At 47.7% G+C, this 21,447-nt stretch carries 19 protein-coding genes; 9 read left to right on the top strand and 10 right to left on the bottom strand.

The genetic code is table 11. The annotated features are described in order from the left end of the window. Nucleotides 1-43: 43 nt before the first annotated feature. Complete coding sequence (locus tag GBK04_RS27565; RefSeq protein WP_152765367.1) at nt 44-1,051, bottom strand: phosphotriesterase family protein; 1,008 nt, start codon at nt 1,049-1,051, stop codon at nt 44-46. After that, a complete protein-coding gene (locus tag GBK04_RS27560; protein WP_152765364.1) occupies nt 1,048-2,736 on the bottom strand; it encodes a fatty acid--CoA ligase in 1,689 nt (562 codons plus the stop codon). The genes GBK04_RS27565 and GBK04_RS27560 overlap by 4 nt, the downstream gene beginning before the upstream one ends. 128 nt (nt 2,737-2,864) lie before the next feature. On the opposite strand from GBK04_RS27560, the gene GBK04_RS27555 reads away from it, so the two are divergent. Then, on the top strand, nt 2,865-3,839 hold the full coding sequence (locus GBK04_RS27555) for a threonine ammonia-lyase (RefSeq protein ID WP_152765361.1): 975 nt from the start codon (nt 2,865-2,867) through the stop codon (nt 3,837-3,839). A 65-nt stretch (nt 3,840-3,904) separates the two neighbouring features. Continuing rightward, the gene (locus GBK04_RS31240; RefSeq protein ID WP_373331407.1) at nt 3,905-4,072 is read left to right on the top strand and encodes a hypothetical protein; all 168 of its coding nucleotides are present in this window, start codon (nt 3,905-3,907) and stop codon (nt 4,070-4,072) included. Between the two features lie 63 nt (nt 4,073-4,135). On the opposite strand, the gene GBK04_RS27550 is transcribed toward GBK04_RS31240, so the two are convergent. Beyond that, entirely contained in the window at nt 4,136-4,372 is a 237-nt protein-coding gene (locus tag GBK04_RS27550; protein ID WP_152765359.1) for a hypothetical protein, read from the bottom strand. Between the two features lie 2,546 nt (nt 4,373-6,918). Here GBK04_RS27550 and GBK04_RS27545 point away from each other — a divergent pair. Beyond that, nucleotides 6,919-7,704: an alpha/beta fold hydrolase gene (locus GBK04_RS27545; protein ID WP_152765356.1), complete on the top strand. Its 786-nt coding sequence runs from the start codon at nt 6,919-6,921 to the stop codon at nt 7,702-7,704. 169 nt (nt 7,705-7,873) lie between these two features. Here the strand turns inward: GBK04_RS27545 and GBK04_RS27540 are convergent, their stop codons facing one another. From GBK04_RS27540 to GBK04_RS27510, 7 genes are all read right to left on the bottom strand, one after another. Further along, nucleotides 7,874-8,122, bottom strand: coding sequence for a hypothetical protein (locus tag GBK04_RS27540; protein WP_152765354.1), 249 nt, complete (start codon nt 8,120-8,122; stop codon nt 7,874-7,876). Between the two features lie 81 nt (nt 8,123-8,203). Next, nucleotides 8,204-8,446 (bottom strand): hypothetical protein, encoded by a 243-nt coding sequence (locus GBK04_RS27535; RefSeq protein ID WP_152765351.1) that lies wholly within the window; start codon nt 8,444-8,446, stop codon nt 8,204-8,206. A 607-nt stretch (nt 8,447-9,053) separates the two neighbouring features. Beyond that, the gene (locus tag GBK04_RS27530; RefSeq protein ID WP_152765348.1) at nt 9,054-10,067 is read right to left on the bottom strand and encodes a ScyD/ScyE family protein; all 1,014 of its coding nucleotides are present in this window, start codon (nt 10,065-10,067) and stop codon (nt 9,054-9,056) included. 58 nt (nt 10,068-10,125) lie between these two features. After that, a complete protein-coding gene (locus GBK04_RS27525; protein WP_152765347.1) occupies nt 10,126-10,722 on the bottom strand; it encodes a c-type cytochrome in 597 nt (198 codons plus the stop codon). A 111-nt stretch (nt 10,723-10,833) separates the two neighbouring features. Continuing rightward, nucleotides 10,834-11,679 carry a DUF6597 domain-containing transcriptional factor gene (locus GBK04_RS27520; protein WP_152765346.1) on the bottom strand — a complete coding sequence of 282 codons (846 nt, stop codon included), beginning with the start codon at nt 11,677-11,679 and terminating at the stop codon, nt 10,834-10,836. A 107-nt stretch (nt 11,680-11,786) separates the two neighbouring features. Then, a complete protein-coding gene (locus GBK04_RS27515; RefSeq protein ID WP_152765345.1) occupies nt 11,787-12,458 on the bottom strand; it encodes a hemerythrin domain-containing protein in 672 nt (223 codons plus the stop codon). A gap of 143 nt (nt 12,459-12,601) precedes the next feature. Beyond that, complete coding sequence (locus GBK04_RS27510) at nt 12,602-12,994, bottom strand: RidA family protein (RefSeq protein WP_152765344.1); 393 nt, start codon at nt 12,992-12,994, stop codon at nt 12,602-12,604. Nucleotides 12,995-13,612: 618 nt separating this feature from the next. Between GBK04_RS27510 and GBK04_RS27505 the strand changes: the two genes are divergently transcribed. The 6 genes from GBK04_RS27505 (at nt 13,613) to GBK04_RS27480 (ending at nt 21,418) form a co-directional block, all read left to right on the top strand. Beyond that, nucleotides 13,613-15,403, top strand: coding sequence for a tetratricopeptide repeat protein (locus GBK04_RS27505; RefSeq protein ID WP_505952491.1), 1,791 nt, complete (start codon nt 13,613-13,615; stop codon nt 15,401-15,403). A gap of 121 nt (nt 15,404-15,524) precedes the next feature. Then, the gene (locus tag GBK04_RS27500) at nt 15,525-16,106 is read left to right on the top strand and encodes a hypothetical protein (protein ID WP_152765342.1); all 582 of its coding nucleotides are present in this window, start codon (nt 15,525-15,527) and stop codon (nt 16,104-16,106) included. Beyond that, nucleotides 16,103-17,131 (top strand): alpha/beta fold hydrolase, encoded by a 1,029-nt coding sequence (locus tag GBK04_RS27495; RefSeq protein WP_152765340.1) that lies wholly within the window; start codon nt 16,103-16,105, stop codon nt 17,129-17,131. Before GBK04_RS27500 ends, GBK04_RS27495 begins: the two co-directional genes overlap by 4 nt. A 62-nt stretch (nt 17,132-17,193) precedes the next feature. After that, nucleotides 17,194-18,147, top strand: coding sequence for an NAD(P)-dependent alcohol dehydrogenase (locus GBK04_RS27490; protein ID WP_152765338.1), 954 nt, complete (start codon nt 17,194-17,196; stop codon nt 18,145-18,147). A gap of 381 nt (nt 18,148-18,528) precedes the next feature. Beyond that, nucleotides 18,529-20,322, top strand: coding sequence for a helix-turn-helix domain-containing protein (locus GBK04_RS27485; RefSeq protein ID WP_505952490.1), 1,794 nt, complete (start codon nt 18,529-18,531; stop codon nt 20,320-20,322). Nucleotides 20,323-20,428: 106 nt separating this feature from the next. Continuing rightward, nucleotides 20,429-21,418: an NAD(P)-dependent alcohol dehydrogenase gene (locus GBK04_RS27480; RefSeq protein WP_152765336.1), complete on the top strand. Its 990-nt coding sequence runs from the start codon at nt 20,429-20,431 to the stop codon at nt 21,416-21,418. Nucleotides 21,419-21,447 lie beyond the last annotated feature (29 nt).

Genomic DNA, 21,447 nt, shown 5'->3' with positions numbered 1-21,447 from the left:
ATATGTACGAGCCGCCCGCCTTGTTTGTAGGGTACCCTTCGTTTCATAGTCGCCAAATTATAATCCCGAAAGCTTTAGCAGGATTCTTTACCAGCAGCTGATCAATATCATGTCGGGTCAAACCCCGCTTGCTAAGTAAGGGTATCAGTGTGTCGAAAAGTTGGGTATAGCCCACAAATTTGGCCATTGGATCATCGGCTTCGGGACGGTACCAACCGGCATCATGCGAAATCAACAGACGGTTAAGCTGACGGTCTGATTTCATTTGGGCAATCCAAGCGGCGTAAGGCTCCGTATCGCCCCAACCGATTCCGTCCAGGCTAACCCAGGCTCCCTGCCGTGCTGCCGTGGTATATAGATTTTTATCAGTTTCATTTTGGGCATGTACCCACACAAAAGCACGGGGTGATACGCCCATCTTTCCGAGTAGTTCAATTTCCTGAAAGGCAGGTAGTGCAGGACCCGTGTGTGAACAGATGGTAAGTCCGGTAGCCAGGTGGGTGATGGCTGCCGCCCGCACCAATTTTTGGTGTAGTTCGGAAAGATTTCCGCTGTTTACGCCGATTTTTATAAACCCCGGACGAACATTGGTACCTTCGATTCCCTCTTCGAATTCCCGGATCCAGCGCGCGGCAAGCTGCTCATCGGTTTCGGTGAAAGCCCATTTGGGAAGATACTTGTTGTCTGCGGCTCCGTAATAGCCCGTGTTCGTAAGAATGTTCAATCCGCTTTTCAAGGAGATTTCGCGCAGGAGTTCTACGTCCCGGCCCAGGAAGCTAGGTGTACAGTCGACAAAGGAACGTACGCCCTTTTGTTTGATGGCCTCAAGGTAGGGCATTACTGACTCAAGAACCCTTTTTCGATCCCAGGCGGTGGGGGTGATTTTATCCGCGCCGATGAAATCAACCAGAATGTGTTCATGGATAAGCGTCATGCCCAGTTGGGAGACTGGAATCGCACCCAGTACGGTTTGAATGCTTCTTGCTTTCGGCTTCGTTCCTCCCAATAAGGGGAGAGCCACCGCCGAGTAGAGAAATATTCGTCGTTTCATGCCTGATTTCCCAAAAGCAAATCTTTCATTTCACTCCGTATTTTTTTCTTATCAAGTTTTCCGACGCTCGTTTTCGGGATTTCCGGCACCAGGACCACCCGGTCGGGTACATACCATTTGTTGATGGTACCTTGTTCACACTGTTCAAGCAGAATTTTACGAATATTTTCTCCGGTTTGTATTTCGGCATACTCCGGTTTCAACACTACCAGCGCATAGGGACGTTCGCCCCAGCGGTCGTCGGGTAGGCCCACCACGGCCACTTCGGCTACTCCTTCGATCTGGGAAAAAATGTTTTCGATGTCCAGCGAAGACACCCATTCGCCACCCGTCTTGATCACATCCTTCACCCGGTCCGAAATAGTCACGTAATAGTCGGGGCCGATTGAGGCCACATCGCCCGTGTGCAGCCAGCCGCCCTGCCACAGCTTTTCGGAGTTTTCGGGATCTTTAAGGTACCCCTGCGTCATCCAGGAGCCACGTGCCACGATCTCTCCTATGGCATGCCCATCGTTCGGCAGGAAATTACCTGCATCGTCCATCAGGCGCATCTCTACAAAAGGAGCCATGCGGCCCGCCTTAGTTCGAAGGTTCAGTTGTTTCTCCTGATCCCAGGTCAATTGTTCGTCATTCAGGTGGACAACGGACATGATGGGGGCAGTTTCAGACATACCGTACCCCTGCGATACATTGATGCCCAAATCCAGAGCGGCTTTGGCCAGGCCGCGGGTGAGGGCCGAGCCACCGATGATAACCTTCCAATTTGACAAATCCACCTGCTGGGCTACGGGACTGTTGACCAACATGGCCAGAATCGTGGGTACACAGTGCGAAAGCGTTACCTTTTCTTTGATCAGTAATTTCAGTAACATCTCGGGTTCATAGCGGCCAGGGTACACCTGCTTATTGTTCAGCATGGTAGCCACCAGTGGGAATCCCCAGGCGTGAACGTGGAAAAGCGGGGTGATGGGCATGTACACATCCCGATGGGAAAAGGGCAGGGCTTCATAACCACAGAAAAAAGTCATCAGGCCCATGGTATGCAGGAAAAGTTGCCGATGCGAAAAATAGACCCCTTTGGGATTGCCGGTGGTACCTGTGGTGTAAAACAAAGTTGCCCATGTATTTTCGTCAAAGTCCGAGAAATCATAGGTGTCGTTCGCCGCACCGAGCAGGGCTTCGTACTCGCCCAGTGTACCAAAAGAGGTAGGTGTCAGCTCGGCAGGTACCTCGGCGTACACCTTGTCGCTCATGACTACAAACTTGCGGGTGGTTGTGATTTGGTCATGGATGGTTTCCAGAATGGCAAGGAAATCTTCGTGTACCAGAATGATGTCATCCTCGGCGTGGTTGATCGTATACAGGATTTGGGCGGGCGACAGACGCACATTGATCGTGTGTAGTATGGCTCCCACCATGGGTACCCCAAAAAAGCATTCGAGGTAGCGGTGACTGTCCCAATCCATGACTGCCACAGTGTCGCCCGGCTGGATGCCCAACGTACTCAGGACATTTCCCAACCGCCGGATACGCCTGTTTAGCTCAAAATAGTCCATGCGGAATAAATCGCGATAAATGATTTCACGCTGAGGATTATAGCGCAGGCTTTGGGCCAACAGGCTTTTGATAAGCAGGGGAGCTTCGTGGGCGGAGGGCGTACGGGGGATCAGTTTGGTGTTTGCCATGGCAGAACGAATTAGAAATATGAGAAATGAAAATTTGGGTTTAGTTTGCAGAGCTTGCATTAAAAGTAACGAAAGCTTTCAATTACGTATACTATTTCTTCTTGAATAAGTAATAATCCCTATCACTCATGGCCCTTTCTCCTACAAATCAAGACCCCTTATACCCCACAGAGAGACTCATTGAAGCGGCCCACGCGCGCATTCGACCCTACATCCACCGCACACCCATTCTAACCTGTCAGACCCTGGATAAGCTGGCTGGTGCAGAAATCTATTTCAAATGCGAGAATTTCCAGAAAATCGGCGCTTTCAAAGCCCGTGGCGGGGTGAATGCGGTACTTAGCCTGACACCCGCCGACCAGGCTCAGGGTATTGCCACGCATTCCTCCGGCAACCACGCCCAGGCTATTGCCTACGCGGCTTCGGTGGTAGGCACAAAAGCTTATATCGTTATGCCTGACAACTCACCCGAGGTGAAAGTAAATGCCGTACGCGGGTACGGGGCGGAGGTGACGTTCTGTACCAATACGCCGGAAGAACGGGAACTTACCTTGCAGGACGTCGTGGCCCGGACCGGGGCGGTGTTTGTGCACCCCTTTAACGATTACGCGGTGATCGCCGGACAAGCTACTGCCGCAAAAGAACTTGTGGAGGATGCGGGAGTACCTTTACAAACGATTCTGGCACCTGTAGGTGGGGGAGGGTTGCTGAGTGGTACTGCCCTGGCGGCGCACTATTTTTCACCCCAAACCCAGGTGATTGCCGGCGAGCCCGAAGGCGCGGCGGATGCGGTGCTTTCCTTTAGAACCAGGCAAATTGAAAAGGCTCCCTATGTCAAAACCATTGCCGATGGATTGCTTACCTACCTGGGGGACAAGACACTACCCGTTATCCTGGACCACGTCACCGACATCCTGACTGTAACCGACGAGGAGATCATTGCTGCCATGCGATTGATTTGGGAACGCATGAAAATCGTCATCGAACCTTCCTGCGCGGTACCCTTTGCGGCTTTATTGAAGCACAAAGAACGTTTTTCCGGGCAAAAGGTAGGGATTATCCTTACAGGAGGAAATGTGGATTTGGGAAAACTGCCGTTTTGAGAAGCTCCTTACTATTAGGATGCTAAATTTTGGGTTCTATTCGTACTGAAATCAATTTGGCAACAATGCAGTACCAATTGGTTGCCGGAACCCTTTTACCTGGGGCTAGGGTACCTTCGATACTCTTGGAGCTGTCGGATAATATCCTATTGCATCCTGAACACCCGGATTTTGAGAAGATTAAGGTTATGCGTCAGCAGGTACCTTCGCTGGATGCGCGTCTGGGTCGGTAAAAAGACCAACCAAAGGGCACATTGCAAAAATGCTAGGGTACCCCTTGGCCGGATGGACGGGCCTTACATCAGTTTGAGATCCGGACATTGCATCAGAACCTGATCAAGGTCCTTCTGACGCTTGGCTGGGCTATCGTAGTACCAGGTGCGGACGATCTGGTCGTTGCCCCCATAAAAATACAACACCCAAAGGTTAGGCTTTCTGGGAAAGGGCGGGCTAAGCTTGATAGTTGCTACCCTGGATGGTTCTACGGCCGGATTGGCGATTCCGGTTCTGTACTTACTCTTCAATACATTCATGGCGGTATGGTTTAGATGAAATAATGGGTGGGGTTGCTGTACAGCTACCTATAAGAGAACGTAAAAGGATAGTTGTAATTACCTAAATCGTCAGATTGGTGACTTTTGTAGATCAAGTCCGGTTGAGAGACGATGAAACCGATGTGCTTGAAAACACCCGAGTATGCGTGATTTTCGAATCACCAGGGTATGACTGCCCATCCTGCAAAACGGCCCGCTACTTTGTTGTAGCGGGCCGTTGGACAAGTACGTAGAAACTTTGGTATACGGGTTTAGTGGTCAAACTAAGCCAACCTTTATTAAGGAGTAGTTCAGCCACTTCCCTTGACGGGGAAACGGTAATCAGTTGAATTTACTTGTAACTAAAAGATTTTTATTTTTGGAATTAATTTCAAAATTCCTTGTAAATCATCTTTTCGTTTCCGCTCTGTGGTATAAAACCAGGAGCCGAGCACCTTGTCTTTCTGGTGCTCATCCAGGCCGTAGAAGCGAAGAATCCATAAGCTCTTATTTAATGAACTGGGTGGACTTAGCTTGATTTTCAATATTTTAGAACGGAGAATAGGGCGATTACTGAAATCGCCGTTATACTTACTGCGAATCATAATACAAAGGTTAGAGGGGACGTGTCTACTTCGTAGATAAAGATTACATAAATATATAAAACTTATATTTTGAATAATAGTTTTAAATAAAAAAAAGCCCACTACAATGAAGTAGCGGGCCGTTTGATTAATGGTGTGGTTAGGTATGTCGATTCCCTTTGTAATGGTGGCTTTTACACCAGGCTGTAGATGTGTGCCGTATTCGAGAACTTAGTACGAGCCATCTGCCATGTTTCAAGGCCATAAAGGTACCTGGTACGGACCACCTGCGTTCCTCCTCTGGAAATATAGCATCCAGAGCCCAGGCATGTTTGGAAAAGAAGGACGAAGTTTAACATAGACAAGTTGAACAATTTGAAACCGCGGTTTGTCGAGTACAGGTCGGAAATTCCTTTTTAATTGGCCACCTGATCCTGCTTTTGGTATAAGTACAAAAAGGTTAGTTGTACTTGTTACAATCGTCCAATGGGGTACTTTTATAGACTAATCGGGCCTGAAAGCAGACGAATAGTAATCCTGAGGTTGTAAGAAGTCTTAAAGAGGAAGAGGCGTAACCAGAAAAGTGAATAGCCAGTAGCTGCCCTACCAGAAAACCCAAAGTAGTGGACCTTTTCTATTACTATGGGTATGTATCTTGATTCACCAAACCTCTTAGCAAGTGAGAATAGGGAAGTAATTCTTACCGAAGAGGTAAAAGTCTTCCAAAGACATGATTTTGGTGACATAAAATTATGCGCCTACGGGTTTCTCTACCCCAGTCGATCCTTACTAATTATAAGTTCCATTGGGATACTAACCTTCGGTCTAACGAACAGAACCGGATCTGAGCTATGTATTGATGGTTTTTGTCTAGGTACACCGCGCTTTTGCTATCGAATAATTGATTGTGATATGCAACCTGCAATGAGACAGGCTAAATTGAAAAATTCTTTTCAAAAGACGGCGAAGTTGAAGTTTTTTAAAACTTTCTAAAAAGTTGGCATTGAAATTGCGGGGCCTTGTTGCAGTAAATATTTATCTCGCCAATTTATTCATGACAAATAACGAAACCATTCTCACATTTCTGATTGATAGGACTAATTGGAATGATGAGGAATCCGTAGATTACTGTTTTGAACTCGCTTTCAAACTAGATTTATTCCACATGGTGGATAACATACTGGATCGGATAAATGCGGCTAAAACCGAGGAAAATATCCATAGCGAAGCCTCCTGGTAGGATGTTAGTACTAAAAATAAAAAAAAATCTGGTTGCTTGGCCAAACAAAGCGCGTGCATTTCCCGACAATCCGGTCGAGTGACTTTATGAGCGAGTATACATTCTCTTCTATATTCCTTACCCTTATCATACTCCCCGCTAAGGTACTCACGCGAGTACCTTTTTGCGTTTTTTAACCCTCCCGAAAACTTTTATTTCCAGAATATTATGCAATTGGCGGAGTTATAAATCCATTCTGCATGTAGAAATTTATATCATTCGCTTAGTTAATGTGGTAACAATCGTTAGTCAAGTTACTTAAATATTTTAATCAGATTGAGATGTTGATTGAGTAGTAGAGATGTGGGGCATTTTTCAAATCAAATAGTTGAATATAAGGAGCATGACGATCCGGGCAAATAGTATAGCCTGGTAGTGTCTTTTCCATTCATTTTATTATCAAATAATATAAAATGAGTCCTTTATATTTTGTATTATTGTTATATTGATCTTAATAGTGTAAATGGAAATAAGAAGCTGATTGATAAGAATTTATATGCCCGATATCCAGTTGTGCATAGTATTCCGTTGGGAGGCTGTGTACCAGAAATCGTTTGAAGCTTTTGACTGCTCTCCAAGCAAAATGGGCTGCACTATCAGTTGGCTAGGCCGTCAATGGCAAATGAAAAAAGGATCAGTAAAAACACACTAGTAGGTAACCATTTAATCAGAGAAGCACATCCTTGGCAACGAAGTACGCTCCTAAAAGGGCAACTACTCGCGGGAAAACCGTTCAAATCAACAACATTGAGATGTACTACGAGGAGTATGGAGAGGGAAAGCCACTGGTTCTTTTGCATGGGTTCGGTGGTTGTGGAAAGAACTGGAATCCCTTTACCGCCCAGCTCTCAGAGCGCCATCGACTGATCGTCGTGGATTTGCGTGGACATGGTTACTCCACCAATCCAGAGAACAAGTTTACACATCGGGATGCGGCCAGTGACGTTTTCCTTTTACTGGAAAAGTTGGGGATAGCTCGCTTCTCGGCTATGGGGATGAGTTCGGGCGGGATGACGCTACTGCACATGGCAACAAGCCAACCCAAGCGCATCGACTCGATGGTGTTAATTAGTGCAACTTCCTATTTCCCCGATCAGGCAAGGGCCCTTATGCGCAGAGCTGCGTTTGGCACCATTCCACAACAAGTGCAAGAAATGTATCGGGAGTGCGCAAAACGCGGTGATGAACAGATTCGTCAGCTCATTTCACAGTTCAATGCATTGCACGAAAACTACGAAGATATGAATTTCAATGCACAAAGTCTATCGACCATAACAGCGCGTACGCTCCTTGTGCATGGTGATCGCGACAACTTTTTTCCGGTTGAAATTCCTGTGAGTATCTACCGTTCTCTACCAGATGCTGCTTTATGGATTATTCCTGGCGGCGACCACGTTCCTATTTATGATTCCACGATTCCATTCACTTCAATAGCCCTGCGGTTCCTTGATGGGCCAGGCAATAAGTAATCATCAACGGTCTAACAAGACTTAATTGTGTATAGTCTTCCTTAGGAGGACCGTGAATCTCGATGCTGTTTTCCCACAGCCCTGAACAAAACCCAGTAAAAAGGCCCCTATCCTAAAATAAGGGCCTTTTCTAATGATGTGGTTATGGTGCTTACCTCCCGGGGGAAGTTCAGCCAATTGGAATATGGGGGTAATTTTTGCTGATGCTGTCCAAATCTTCCTTCAGACTGCGCTCGGTGTCGTAGAACCAAGCCCGCACGGGCTTCTCATGCCCCAGCCGGTCCATACTATAAAAGTAGAGCACCGCCAAATTGGAGTCGGTCAGATGGGTGGACACTGGCTCGATCCGGATGATTTTCGAATCGTTGACGGGGGGATTCGGGTTGGCGAAGGTGAATTTGCTCGATATATGTCCCATGTGTTCAAGATTTTGCCACGCGGTTGCGGTGGTGATTGATTATCAATTGCGTACAGCATTGCACTACTGCGGTTTACGGGCTTATCCCTGGTATACCTCGATGTGGGGATTGTTCTTTACCACTTCTGCCAGGTCAGCCCTTCTTTTTTGATCGGTGGTATAGAACCACGACCTAAGTACCTTGCCTTCCACTCCGTAGAACCGTAGACTCCATAGGCGCTCATTGCGGGGGCTGGCCGGACTTAGCTTGATTTTCCGAACGCTCGACTGGATCAGGTGCCGATTATCGTAATCGGTGCGGTGTTGACTAATAAGGACAAGCATAGGATGGGGTTGTTTAAACCAGTGAAACCACAATGGTTAGTAAGGTTATATATAAAACCATTCCACCGCTAGCAGTAATCCCCAAGCCCTGCCCCAAACATCGCTACACCACCTGGACCGGGATACAGGGAATAAGATATGGTTACACTTTACCCCAGTTTTGTGGCTATGCGTAGGAAATCTGTCCACTTTACTCTTTCCGGCAATCTATAGTCTTACTTGACTCAAGCAATTGGAATGTGGGGATAGTGACGCCTTATATTGGCCAACTCTTGCTTATGGAAGTATAGAATCACACCCTTATGATCTTGTCCCATAGGGCAAGGGCTTTATCTGCCTCCGGAGCATTCTTCAGTAATTCAATTTCAGTAACAGCACCCTATTCTGCTCATGATGGGTTAATGGAGGTGGCAGGGCGTGTTAGTGAAATGGAGTCGGGTTGTTCTTCACAGGCCATGGCACTGACTAGCAGTGTCCAGACTACGATAAGCGAATTGGGTAGGCTCACTAGTTATTGCTGTTAGTAGATAAGGCGTACTGCCTTACCAAAAACTTTTGGCACACTACTCAGGGCTCAGTACCGATCGGACGAAAAAGATGAAACTAATTAATAGCTGATTTTCAACAATGTACCGTCACCTAGGCTGGTCAAATAAGCGGTGTGGTTGTCCACTATTTTCAGATCGGTGGGCAAGTTCAGCTTGTCGAGCAATACCTCGCTGGAGGTACCTTTGGCCCGTAGCAATCGGCCCGTTTGGGGCGTAAAACCTGTAGGGCCAAAAATCGAATGTTCCAGGACAAGGTAGTTTCCATTGCCATCGTTCTCCACATCGACCAAGCTATTGAAAGCCTGCTGAAATACACTGAGATTGCCCGCCAGATCCATCCGGTACAGCAAGGCTTTACCCGCTGGAAACGGAAAGCCCAGGAGTGTACTGATGGCAAATTGCTTTCCATCGTAGGTGATGCCCGTAGGCACTGATTCGATAACGGGTGGCCCCGGTGGGGGACCGGTGGGGTTTGGATTCGGGATGCCCGGCACTTCGGCAACGATGCTCAACTGACCAGCCGACGAACGGCGAACGATGGCATTGGCCGCGGCATCGGCGAAGTAGAGCGCCCCATCCGGTCCGAGGACCATATTGTACAGGTGCGATTCACCGGTATCGTTTTTCAAGGTTTGATTGATCACAAATTGATGGATGGGTTCGGGCGTCAGGCTGGCGGCCGAAACCGCCGGATCGCCCGTTTTGTGCGTAGCCAGATTCAACTGGTATAACCCTTTCGCATTCAGCACATAGAGGATACCATTCGCAATAAGCAAATGGTCCGTAGCGTCCAGTTCATTGTCGGGACGTTTGAAGGAGTACAGACCGGTAATCAGGGGATGGACCTGGCCATCGGGCGTAATTTCGGAAACCCGGCCGTCGTTTTCACCGGTACCCTGCTCGCTGACGAAGATGCGGCCGTTAGCATCGGTTTCGACGCCAATCGGGGCCACTAAACCGGTAGCGAATATAGCGGTGGCCGGTGTGATGATAGGCAGGTCACGGTGGTCCTGGCAACTGCTGCCTAATCCTGCAATCAATAGTACGCCCAGCGTGAGTTTTCGGTTAGCCATATATATGATTTTATTATGTAGAAATTGAAGTGGTAGATGGTGGAAAGTATGGTAAATCTTACGGGGTTGGGGGTATAGGTCCCGGTACGTTATTCGCGACGGGTTTAAGCGATTTCAGATAAGTGAACACCGCCTTGATATCCTCGTCCGTCATGTGGGTGTAGTTAGGCCAGGGCATTGGCGGCAACAACGGCCGGTTCTTATCCAGACCTTTGGCTTTCCCCTGCCGCATGGCTTTGGTAAACTGAGTCAGTGACCAACTGCCAATGCCCGTTGCATCGGGGGTAAGATTAGCGGCGAACGACACCCCCCAGGGACCCACAAAGGCCGTATTCTGACCGTTGAACAGGACCCACTGTCCAGATTTGGCTATATTTTTGTCGTAGTCGCCCAAGGGTATAGTGCTGTTGTACCCCGACAGTAAGCGGTCTGTGTCCGGTGCCGGGCCTTGCGGTGTCATCTTTTTCGGCGAGTGGCAATCGCCACAACCCATTAGGGTTACCAGGTATTCGCCCCGCCTGAGTAAAGGATCATCGGCCGTTTTTTTGTGAACAGCGGCTCTCATGTGTTCCATTTTGGGTGCATTGTGCGGATTGGTAAAGGCATATACCAGCCCTGTAACGGCCAAAGCCGCTGCATAAACAAATTGCTGCATGGATGTTAGAAATTTTTGGGTAAAAAGAAAATTGGAGTCTAGATAGGCTAGATCCGAAAAAATAAATAAAGACAACGTGATGCTACCTACCCGCCTGGCTCCGGGCGGTTGCTAGGCTTGAAGTCGAAGTGGTTGCTTATTCGGTCGACGGAAAAACTGCTCCGAATCGTGGTACACCAGCGTCGGTACGTTATTCGAAAACTCCTTGAAGTCCCGGATAAAGTGCGCCTGATCCGAGTAGCCGAAGTTATACGACACATCCAGCCAGTTGGGTGCGTCGGTCGTTTGCTGAAACGACTCATAGGCATTTCGGAAACGAATTATACGCTGGTACAGCTTGGGCGTCGTGCCGTAGTTATCTTTAAAACTACGCTCCAGTTGCCGTTTGCTCACAAATAGGTGCTCGCTCAGTGCTTCAATTGATACATTTCCTTTCGCCTGCCGAATCAGGCGAGTAGCCTCGTACAGATAATGACGCTCCGTATTCAGGTTCTTGAACCGAGCCAGCAGAAACGATTCGGCGGCAACAATAACCGCTTGAATATCCGGGACGCCATGCACATGCTCAATTAGGCCGTTGGTTTCCTTTCCTAAAAACGTTTCCAGATCGGTGAATTGATTGAACAGCGACCCTACCGGCACGTTGAATAACTGGAGCAGGCTTTCGGGCTTAAGCCGAATACCGAACTTGCGGCCGGTACCTACCGCTTTCCAACGCACAGTGTCCCGATAAAGACCCACGAAAAACGCCTGAGGCAATTTCTGCCAATTGTCGTCAAACAGGGCGTAGGCGTGGTTATCGTCCAGGTGGAGAATCAGTTCCAGTGCCCCGAAGGGCATGCAGCGCTGAACAGCCGATTCCTGCTGTCCCTGCGTTTTAAAATCATGCAGCCAGTAACATTCCACGAAGGATTGGAGGGCGGGTGATGGACTAAACTCCTGGTAGGTCGTGCTCATGCTGATCGGTATGGTTTTCTCGTTAAAAAAAATAATGCCGTAGACAAGACAAAAGTACAGGTACTGAACGAGTTGTCATTGAAAAAAAGCGACATATTTTCAAACGTTTACTCTGTTTCCAGCGCAGCCTGCACCCTCGCCAGCCGCTCGAGCGGTAGCTCATCATTGGCAATCCCCAGAAATGTGTCAAAGACGGGGGCGGGCGCTTCTTTTTTAACACCTGAGAGCCATTCAATCACCTCTTTATCGTTTATTGAGCGCATCATCCATCGGCTTTCAGCCAGTAAGGTAGGCAACGGAATGGACTGAAGAATCCGGGCTTCCATCTGACGGATCTTTGCATCGGTATAGTGCGTCCATAGCAGGTACATCAGCACGTTTTCTTCTTTGTTCATATGGTAAAGATTAAAGGCAATGAACTCGTTGAAAGCGTACCCAAGGCGCTGTCCGATGGTTTCGCGCGGGGCGGCTGCATCCGTTGCCCGCCAGTCCCTGATTTGGTCCAATAAGGTCTGCGTCAGCTGATGATCGATGTCATGGTCTTTCTCAAGTTCATCGATCAACGGGGCGTTGTGTGGACGGATGTGAGGCAGAATAAACTGATCTTCATTCTCCGCGTGTTCGTCGAAGAAGTGCAGGACCTGCTCTAGTTGATCGACGGTTGCCCTAGCTTCGGATTGGGTGAAGTCGGTTTGTTGGATACAGAGGGCCGTATCGTACAACATACCCCGCAGGCCTTTGTGAATTTGGTTAAACACGTTATAGCGTTGTTCTGACATGATTTTTTTGTGTTTGGAAGTAAGGTGTATCAAGGTTTTGTGTTTTAATCCGGGCTGTGTCGGTCAGGGTACCTTTTCAAAGCCCCTGAGCGAACACCGGATACAGTCTATCGTTTTGATCTTTTGGCAGGACATGGCCGGATTTATTTGACCGCTGTGGCTTCAATCTCGACCAAAAGCTGCGGAAACGCCAGGGCTTTGACCTCCGTGAGCGTACTGGCTGGTGCGCAGCCCACGGCTCTCAGCCGGCCCATGACCTGACCGTAAGCGGCAAAAAACTGCTCAATGGATGTCGTGTAGAAATTAAGACGGACGACGTTGGCCAGCGAGTAATTCGCTTGCTGCAATACAGTTTCCAGATTGTCAAAACTGAGGTTGATTTGACCGCTCATGTCGGTTTCAACGGGTTGACCGGTAGCGTCCATAGCGGCTTGACCCGCACAGTACAAGGTGTGGGTTGACTGAGGAATTTCGATGGCCTGAGCGTACCCCAGCTGGTCTTGCCACTGCCAGGGATTGATGATTGACTTTTGCATAGTTACTAGTGTTTGTTTTAAATACCTATGCAAAAGTAGAGCAGCCTATTCACTCAGTATTGAACAAATGCGACAATTGAATCTGATGTTTCGAACAGCTTGCGCATCATGTGCCCACGCCAGGCTTTGTGTTCATGCGAACAGGCATGGCGGGTAGATGTCTGATTGTACCGTGGCCATATTAATTTTGTGGACATTGCCCTTCGGAATTATTCGTCCGAATGTGATATAGCGTGTAAAGCGCAGGCAGAAGTACCAGCAGAAAAGTGTACATGCCCCTTGGTCGTATTCTTCAGAAGGTGATTGATACTTGATTAAAAAACGCCATTCGTATTCGACTGCTTATACTTTTACCAACCTACCCAATGTCCAAAAAAGGGTAACCCATCGGGCTTGGCGGGAGCACAGGGGTACCCCAGGCGGCTACGAATAGGAGGTGGCACTATCAATCCGAACTTCTTTCTGCCAACTCATTATTTCTCGAAGATCCATTTACTCATTACAGTCCTAAGTCGACGTCCCTCTGCAATTTTGGCTTTTCAATTTGCGGTTCCGGGCTGGAATTTATACATTTAAGCGTATCAGTAAGTCCTGCCCCTCCAAAAGAATAATTGTTCAGTGGTCCTATCCATTCAAAAATCGATAGCGATTTTGCCGTTTGTCAACATGAGTACCAACGGCGATAACGAATTCTTTTGCGACGGGATTACCGAAGAAATCATCAATGCGCTGACCAAGATTGATGGTCTTAGAGTTACTTCCAGAACTTCTTCCTTTCATTTCAAAGGGAAGAACATTCCAATCCCTGAAATTGGGGAGAAGCTTAGAGTTTCCACGTTGCTTGAAGGAAGTGTTAGGGTGGCTGGAAACTCCATGCGAATTACCGCACAGCTAATCGATGCATCAAAAGACTTTCATTTCTGGTCCGAAGCCTGGGACAGAGAACTGGACAACATTTTTGAGGTTCAGGATGAGATCAGTTTGCTGATTGCTGAGCGGTTGCGCGAGCATTTCGGGCACTTCGAAATTCAGGAACACCTTGTGCAGCCAAACACCAAAAGTGTAGACGCCTACAAACTTTTCCTCAAAGGGCGGCAGACTTTCAATAAGTGGAATCCTGAAGATGTAAAACAATCGATGGCCTTCTACCAACAAGCCTTGATTATTGAGCCGAACCATGCCGAGGCGCTGGTTGGGTTGGCCGGTGCATATAGTTTTCTGTCCACCATTGCGATCATTCCTTATGAGGAAGGTTGGGGCAAATGCGCGGAGCTGACGCAGAAGGCTTTGTGCATTAACGATAAACTACCCGACGCCTATTATCAACTCGCCAACTTGGCATTCTATACTAAGTGTAGGTATCGCGAAGCGTTTGAGCATGCCACCAAAGCGGTTAGTTTGAACCCAAACCATGCGGAATCGAAGCGGTTATTGGCGTTTCTCTATATCCTGGCAGGAATGAATTCTGAAGCCCGAAAACACTTCAATGATACATTGAGTATTGACCCGCTTTCACAGGAAACACAGTTCTACAGTGCTTACATCGAGTACATGTCAGAGAATTATACCGCATCTATGAAGCAGATGGATGCATCTTTGGAGGTGAATCCGATGAACATGCCTGCCCATTCCGTGAAGGTCTTTTGTTTGCTCAAATTAGGGCGATATGATGAAGCCATCAATTATTTTAATGCGCTGCCTTCTGAGATCGTGGTGACTAGTGAAATAATAGGTTCAAAAGCCTTGGGCTATGCGTTGAAGCATGATACGACGAATGCAGAGAAATTTGCTGAATTATTGATTGACCTAGCAAACAATGAGGATGGTTTTACCGCAGATTCGTATCGGTTTTTGCTGGCAGGCTCAACGGCTAGGAATGATGATGCATTTGCCTGGGTAGAGGGTGCAATGAAATTAGGTTCACCGCTTTTGTTGTTGCGGTATTCCGATCCATTGGTCAACCCGATAAAAAACGATCCACGCTATATCCAGTTTCATCACAAGCTCTTTCCTGAAGATCTTTTTGGCGTTAAGAACAAAGCAGGCAAAAAGAAAGCCCTGTTTAATGAAGCAGAGTTGGCAGATTACAAAGCCAGGTTGCTGCAACTCATAGAGACCGAGAAATCGTATCTCAACCCAAAACTTTCGTTGCGTCTGTTAGCGGATCAATTGGGCATTCACGCCAATCAACTTTCTTGGTTGTTGAATGACAGTTTCGGAAAGAACTTCAACGAGTTTATCAATTATTACCGCGTGGAGGAATTCAAGCAATTGGCCAAACTACCAGAGAATGCCAAACTCACTATCATGGCCATTGCGTACGACTGCGGTTTCAACTCGAAAACCGTCTTCAATACCTATTTCAAGAAAAAGACAGGGCTTACGCCCAGGGAGTTTCTAAAAAACTGATTCTCACCCCATATCCTTTCGCGTAAGTTGTTCGGAATCGTAATCCGGAACACGTTCCGAGTAATCACGAACGTTTGTTGCGGTCATACTCCCTTGCTTTGTAGCAGAAAATCAAACAAGTATGAACATGTTACGATTAACAACCCTGATTTTACTGCTTTGTTCTCTTTTAGTTTCTGCTCAGGAGAGGAACGATACGAAAATTACATTAGAAGAAAGACTTGCTATCAAAGTCGAATACTTTGGAGAGTTGGTTCTGCATCCAGGGCTGAGTTTTGGCTCGGATTACACCGTTGCACGAAACAGGTGGGTTAGGGTGCATTGGAACACCGACCTTGGTGGTTACTGGCACCGCTGGAACAACACCTCTGTTTTTCTGAAGACGTCTATCGGCTCACGGCTGGCAATGGGCGCATTTTTCGCTGACCTAAACTTGGGTGTCGGATATCTGCATTTATGGGCGGCAGGTGTCGTATATCAACGAGCGGAAAATGGTAGGGTGGAAAAAGCTACAAATTTGGGTCATGCTCATTTCATGCCCAACGCATCATTTCTATTGGGCTGGGACGGTACACGCCAAGGGAAGCAGCTCTGGATGGTTCACCTGGGTCCGGAAGTTTATTTGCAATATCCATACAACCATGTTTTTCTCCCGCACGTAGCGGTCAAAGTCGGTTTTACTTACAAATTCAAACAACAATGAAGAATCTAATCATATCTACATCGATCATATTGTCAATCGTACTTGTCGCTTGTGAAAAAGAGAATTTCTTTGAAGGAGATCACTTTTTTGTGAGAAGCGCGGGTGCTGAAATGCCTGTTTATGTAAAGGGTAATATCCAGTCGGGAATCTTTATTTTATTCCTTCATGGAGGCCCTGGCGGGAACGCTTCCCTTCCTTCCTTCATGCCGGTATCAAAAGAACTCGAAAAGGATTATGCTTTTGCTTATTGGGATCAGAGGGGCTCTGGTCTTTCAATGGGAAACCCTGATGCGAGCTCATTTACTGTTGAGCAATTTGTGGATGACCTGGACCTCGTGGTGGAAACGATAAAGCTCAGATACCACAACCCTCGATTAATATTTTATGGCATCAGTTGGGGCGGAGCCCTTGGAAGTGCTTATCTAAGTACCCTAAACTACCAGGAAAAGGTTGCCGGGTTCATCTGTATGGACAGTGGTCATAACCTGATGGTAGGCCTTCCCAAGTCTGTGGAATTTGTAAAAGAATATGCACAGAAGCAAATCGATCAGGGCATCGATGCTGCCTATTGGACAGAGGCTCGCGATTGGTGCGCAACGGTTCCAGATATGACCAAAAAGGAAAATTACTTTAAGTATGACAGTTACCTGACCAACACCAATGCTTACCGCAAAGATCCAAACCAAGAGGTGCAAGGGCCTGAGGTAGGCGCCCTAGGCACGATGCATTCATATCTGTCTCTTGCCGTCTTTTTTAATGGCCAATACCTGGTGCCTCGATTCAATATTTTAGAGCTGAACTTGAGCGCAGACATGCTCAGGATCAAGACACCCACCCTAGTGATCTGGGGCAGGAATGATGGGGTAAATACCATTGAAATGGGATATGATGCCTTCAACAGCATTGGCGGTCCGGATTTTCAGGAAAAGGAGTTGGTCATTCTGGAAAACAGTGCCCACGAAGGTTATATCGAAGAGCAGGAATTGTTCATCCGTACCTTCCGAAGGTTTGTGAATAACCTATGAATTATGAATTATCCATCTTAATTAAAGTCCATCAATTTTTAACGAATTAAAATCAAAACAAAATGAAGGCAGCAGTTTATACATTGTACGGAAACCCGGAAGTGGTACAAGTAAAGGATGTGCCGAAACCAACTCCAAAACACAATGAACTGGTAATAAAAGTGAATGCCACTACCGTAACCGCAGGGGATTGGAGGATGCGTGCAGGTAATCCTTTTCCTATTAAACTGTACAATGGATTGTTTAAGCTCAAAAGAACCGTTCTGGGGCATGAGTTCTCCGGTGTGGTAGATAGCCTGGGAAAGAATGTCGCTAAATTTAAAAAAGGAGACACTCTTTTTGGGTATACTGGTGCAAACGCTGGTGCCCATGCTGAGTATGTTTTAGTGCCGGCAAATGGGGTTGTTGCCCACAAACCCGGCAATATTGAGGACCAAGATGCGGCGGCCTTGCCCGTGGGTGCCTTAACCTCTTTGTACTTTCTCCGAAAGGCTGATATTAAACAAGGACAAAATGTGCTGGTTTACGGAGCCTCCGGGAGTGTGGGAACTTATGCGGTTCAACTGGCGAAATTCTTTGGAGCCACTGTGACCGCTGTTTGTAGCCAGGCCAACGCAGAGCTGGTTCGCTCCCTGGGAGCAGACCAGGCGATCGATTATGGAAAACAGGATTTTGCAAAAGGTCCAGAGAAGTTTGATGTCATTTTTGATGCCGTTGGAAAAACCAGCTATGCTAAAAGCAAGAAGGTTTTAAAACCAAAAGGATTTTATCTTACGGTGGGTATGGGCGTTTCATTCATGCTTCAATCGGCTATGAATGTCTTTACCAGAAAGCACCAACTCATTTCGGGAGTGGCCAAATTAACCAAAGAAGAACTTCAGTTTCTCACAAGCCTGTTGGAAGTCGGAACAATTAAGCCTGTAATTGATCGGGTATATCCCCTATCCGAAATTCGAAAAGCCCACCAACATGCTGAGACAGGTCATAAAAAAGGAAACATAGTGATATTGAACTAACTTATACAACCTTTCCTAGCAACCTATTTTACTTCCAACCATAAACAAATGGTACGAATATCTTCCAAGTAGTATTGCCTTTGGAATATTACTTTTCATTGTATTCCTCATCAGCTGTTCCAAAGACTTAATCTATTTCCCAAAATCAGTTCAAGAAGAGGCAGAAAAAAACCTTGATAATAGTGTCCATATATAAAAGGTGGCGTCGACGATCCGAACTTCTTTTTGCCAACTCCTTATTTCCCGCAGATCTACTTATTCATTACAGTCCTAAGCCGACGTCCAGCTGCAATTTTGGCTTTTCAATTTGCGGTTCCGGGCTGGAATTTATACATTTAAGCGTATCAGTAAGTCCTACCCCTCCAAAAGAATAAATTTTCAGTGATCCTATCTATTCAAAAATCGATAGCGATTTTGCCGTTTGTCAACATGAGTACCAACGGCGATAACGAATTCTTTTGCGACGGAATTACCGAAGAGATAATCAACGCGCTGGCCAGAATCGACCAGTTGAAGGTCACCTCCCGGACGTCCAGTTTTCACTTCAAGGGTCAAAACAACAATATCAGCGAGATCGGCAAAAAGCTGAATGTGTCCACCATCCTGGAAGGGAGTGTGCGGCTGGCGGGAGACACGATGCGGATTACCGCCCAGCTTATCAATGTGGAGGACGACTTCCATTTCTGGTCCGAAACCTGGGACCGCAAGCGGGAAAATATTTTTGAGATTCAGGATGAAATAAGTCTGCTCATTGCCGACAAGCTGCGGGAGCATTTCGGACACCTCGACTACGCGGATCATCTGGCCGAGGTACCTACCACCAACCTCGCAGCGTATGAGTACCTTCTCAAAGGCAAGTACACGTTTAACAAGTGGAACCCCGAGGATGCCAACACCGCCATCAGGTACTTTGAAGAGGCACTGACGATAGACCCTGACCTCATCGAGGCCCATACCGGCCTGGCGGATGGATACAGCTTCCTGGCCGTGGCCGGCTTTGCCCCCCGCGCGGAAGCCTGGAACAAAGCCATCGGACACTTGGAGCGTGCGAAGGCCATTGACCCAAATAACGCTCCTCTCAACTACCTGCTGGCCAACCAGGCCTTTTTTACCGAAGCCAGCTTTGCCGGGGCTATGGACTACGCCCAGAAATCCATCGCCAGCCGCCCTACCTACTCGGAGGCCCAGCAGTTCATGTCGTTTCTGTATATGCTACGCGGAGACCTGAAAAAAGCCCGGGAGCATTTGCTGTACGCCAAATCCATCGACCCGCTGAACGTGGAGACGAAATTCTACGAAGCTTATTTCCAGTATCGATCCAAAGACTACGCACTGGCCCAGAAAACCCTCAATGAACTCCTGGACGTCAATGCCAAAAATCTGCCCGCGCTGATCACCCTGGCCTATGTTCTACTCAAAAAAGGTGCTTTTGGGGAAGTAGAGGTACTTCTGTCGGGCATTCCCCCGGAGATGATCATGCCCGATGAGAAGCTGGGACTCACCTGTCTGAAACTGGCAATTAAAGGCGACCATGTGAACCTAAAACAGCCCCTCGCCGACCTGGAAATGAATGCGACGGAGGATACCTCCTTTCAGGCTCATGCCTATTTGTTCAAAGTATACTGTGTGCTGGGCCGACACGATGAGGCCTTCCAACTGCTGGAAAAACTTTTCCAGCACCACTCCTCTATTTTACTGCTTTCCTTTGGCGATCCGCTCGCCGAAGCCATTCAGACCGACGCCAGGTACCCGGCATACCATCAGCGGATATACCCCCTTCAAAACGATACCTCCAAAACCAGAAAAGCCAGTACTTCGACGATGGACGAAGAGACCACCACGGCTTTTCTGGACCGACTGCATAACTTCATCGAGCAACAGAGTCCCTACCTGAATCCCTCCCTCAGCCTGCGGTCGTTGGCGGAGCTGATTGAAATTCATCCCAATCAGCTGTCGTGGCTACTCAACGAGAAGGTTGGCAAGAACTTCAATGAGTTTATCAACCAACTGCGGGTCGAGTACTTTAAGAAGCTAGTCGTCGATCCGGCGAATTCCCATATATCATTGATTGGATTGGCCTACGAAAGTGGGTTCAATTCCAAGACGGTTTTCAATACCGCTTTCAAGAAAACCATGGGCATGACGCCCAAAGAATACCTGAAAAGTCAGTCCTGACCGGACTTTTTGGTACTGATTTATAATTGCGGACCTTTAGGTGTACTTCCGAACAAACGGGTCCGAAGACTTCATTTAGTTTGTCATGAATCAAAAACAGTTCGTCATGAATTCAAACAAAATGAACGCCATCGTCGCGACCGGATACGGGTCAACGGATGTGTTTCAGTTCAAAACCGTAGCGATGCCTCAACCGAAACCAGACGAGGTAATGGTGAAAGTGATCGCCACCACTGCTACCACCGCCGATGCGATGATGCGTACCGGCAAGCCCTATTTCGCCCGCCTGTTCCTTGGCCTGACCAAACCCAAAAATCCGATTCCGGGAACCGGGTTTGCCGGCTACATAGAGCAGGTTGGCGAAGGTGTCAGGGATTTTCGGGTCGGGGATGCGGTGTTTGGCCTAACTACCCTGGGATTCGGGGCCAACGCGGAATTTCTTACCATCCGCGAAACGGGCGTCATTCTGCCCAAGCCGGCCAACCTGGATTTTGCGGAGGCCGCCAGCTACGGGGATGGTCATCTGACTTCATTCAATTTTTTAAAGCAGGTAGCGAAGGTATCGGCCGGACATAGGGTACTGATCAATGGTGCCTCGGGAAGTCTTGGTACTTCGGCCATTCAACTTGCGAAGTACTTTGGGGCAGAGGTAACTGCGGTATGTAGTGGCAAAAATGCCGGATTGGTCAAATCACTCGGAGCGGATGTGGTCATTGACTACACGAAGGCCGACTTCACCCAATCCGACCAAACGTTTGATTTTATCTTCGATACAATCGGCAGAAGTTCATTCAGGAAATGTAAGCCTATACTGAAAAAGAATGGCGTATACCTTTCTCCGGTAATGAAATTATCCCTCCTCGTCCAGATGATGCTCACGAAGCTTTCCGGCGGAAAGAAGGCAAAGTTTGAAGCCACCGGGCTGAATCCCGATCCGGTTTTGCGAACGCTCCTAAGTCAAGTACTTTGCATCCACCAGGCCGGGAAACTTAAAACCATCATTGACCGGCAGTTTCCCCTGGCCAAACTGGCCGATGCCCATGCCTACATTGACTCGGGCCACAAGGTGGGTAACGTAGTCATTTTGAACGCCTGAGTTTTTTAAATCACCAGAATAAATACAAG

The sequence above is a fragment of the Salmonirosea aquatica genome (assembly GCF_009296315.1).
In the GTDB taxonomy this organism is placed as follows: domain Bacteria; phylum Bacteroidota; class Bacteroidia; order Cytophagales; family Spirosomataceae; genus Salmonirosea; species Salmonirosea aquatica.
This window is presented reverse-complemented; position numbering and strand designations above follow the sequence as displayed.

Coding starts and splice junctions, on each gene's coding strand:
- GBK04_RS27530 (WP_152765348.1), bottom strand. CDS start 10,067: ATGGCTAACCGAAAACTCACGCTGGGCGTACTATTGATTGCAGGATTA.
- GBK04_RS27510 (WP_152765344.1), bottom strand. CDS start 12,994: ATGCAAAAGTCAATCATCAATCCCTGGCAGTGGCAAGACCAGCTGGGG.
- GBK04_RS27560 (WP_152765364.1), bottom strand. CDS start 2,736: ATGGCAAACACCAAACTGATCCCCCGTACGCCCTCCGCCCACGAAGCT.
- GBK04_RS27540 (WP_152765354.1), bottom strand. CDS start 8,122: ATGGGACATATATCGAGCAAATTCACCTTCGCCAACCCGAATCCCCCC.
- GBK04_RS27480 (WP_152765336.1), top strand. CDS start 20,429: ATGAATTCAAACAAAATGAACGCCATCGTCGCGACCGGATACGGGTCA.
- GBK04_RS27565 (WP_152765367.1), bottom strand. CDS start 1,051: ATGAAACGACGAATATTTCTCTACTCGGCGGTGGCTCTCCCCTTATTG.
- GBK04_RS27520 (WP_152765346.1), bottom strand. CDS start 11,679: ATGAGCACGACCTACCAGGAGTTTAGTCCATCACCCGCCCTCCAATCC.
- GBK04_RS27515 (WP_152765345.1), bottom strand. CDS start 12,458: ATGTCAGAACAACGCTATAACGTGTTTAACCAAATTCACAAAGGCCTG.
- GBK04_RS27555 (WP_152765361.1), top strand. CDS start 2,865: ATGGCCCTTTCTCCTACAAATCAAGACCCCTTATACCCCACAGAGAGA.
- GBK04_RS27495 (WP_152765340.1), top strand. CDS start 16,103: ATGAAGAATCTAATCATATCTACATCGATCATATTGTCAATCGTACTT.
- GBK04_RS27500 (WP_152765342.1), top strand. CDS start 15,525: ATGAACATGTTACGATTAACAACCCTGATTTTACTGCTTTGTTCTCTT.
- GBK04_RS27490 (WP_152765338.1), top strand. CDS start 17,194: ATGAAGGCAGCAGTTTATACATTGTACGGAAACCCGGAAGTGGTACAA.
- GBK04_RS31240 (WP_373331407.1), top strand. CDS start 3,905: ATGCAGTACCAATTGGTTGCCGGAACCCTTTTACCTGGGGCTAGGGTA.
- GBK04_RS27535 (WP_152765351.1), bottom strand. CDS start 8,446: ATGCTTGTCCTTATTAGTCAACACCGCACCGATTACGATAATCGGCAC.
- GBK04_RS27550 (WP_152765359.1), bottom strand. CDS start 4,372: ATGAATGTATTGAAGAGTAAGTACAGAACCGGAATCGCCAATCCGGCC.
- GBK04_RS27525 (WP_152765347.1), bottom strand. CDS start 10,722: ATGCAGCAATTTGTTTATGCAGCGGCTTTGGCCGTTACAGGGCTGGTA.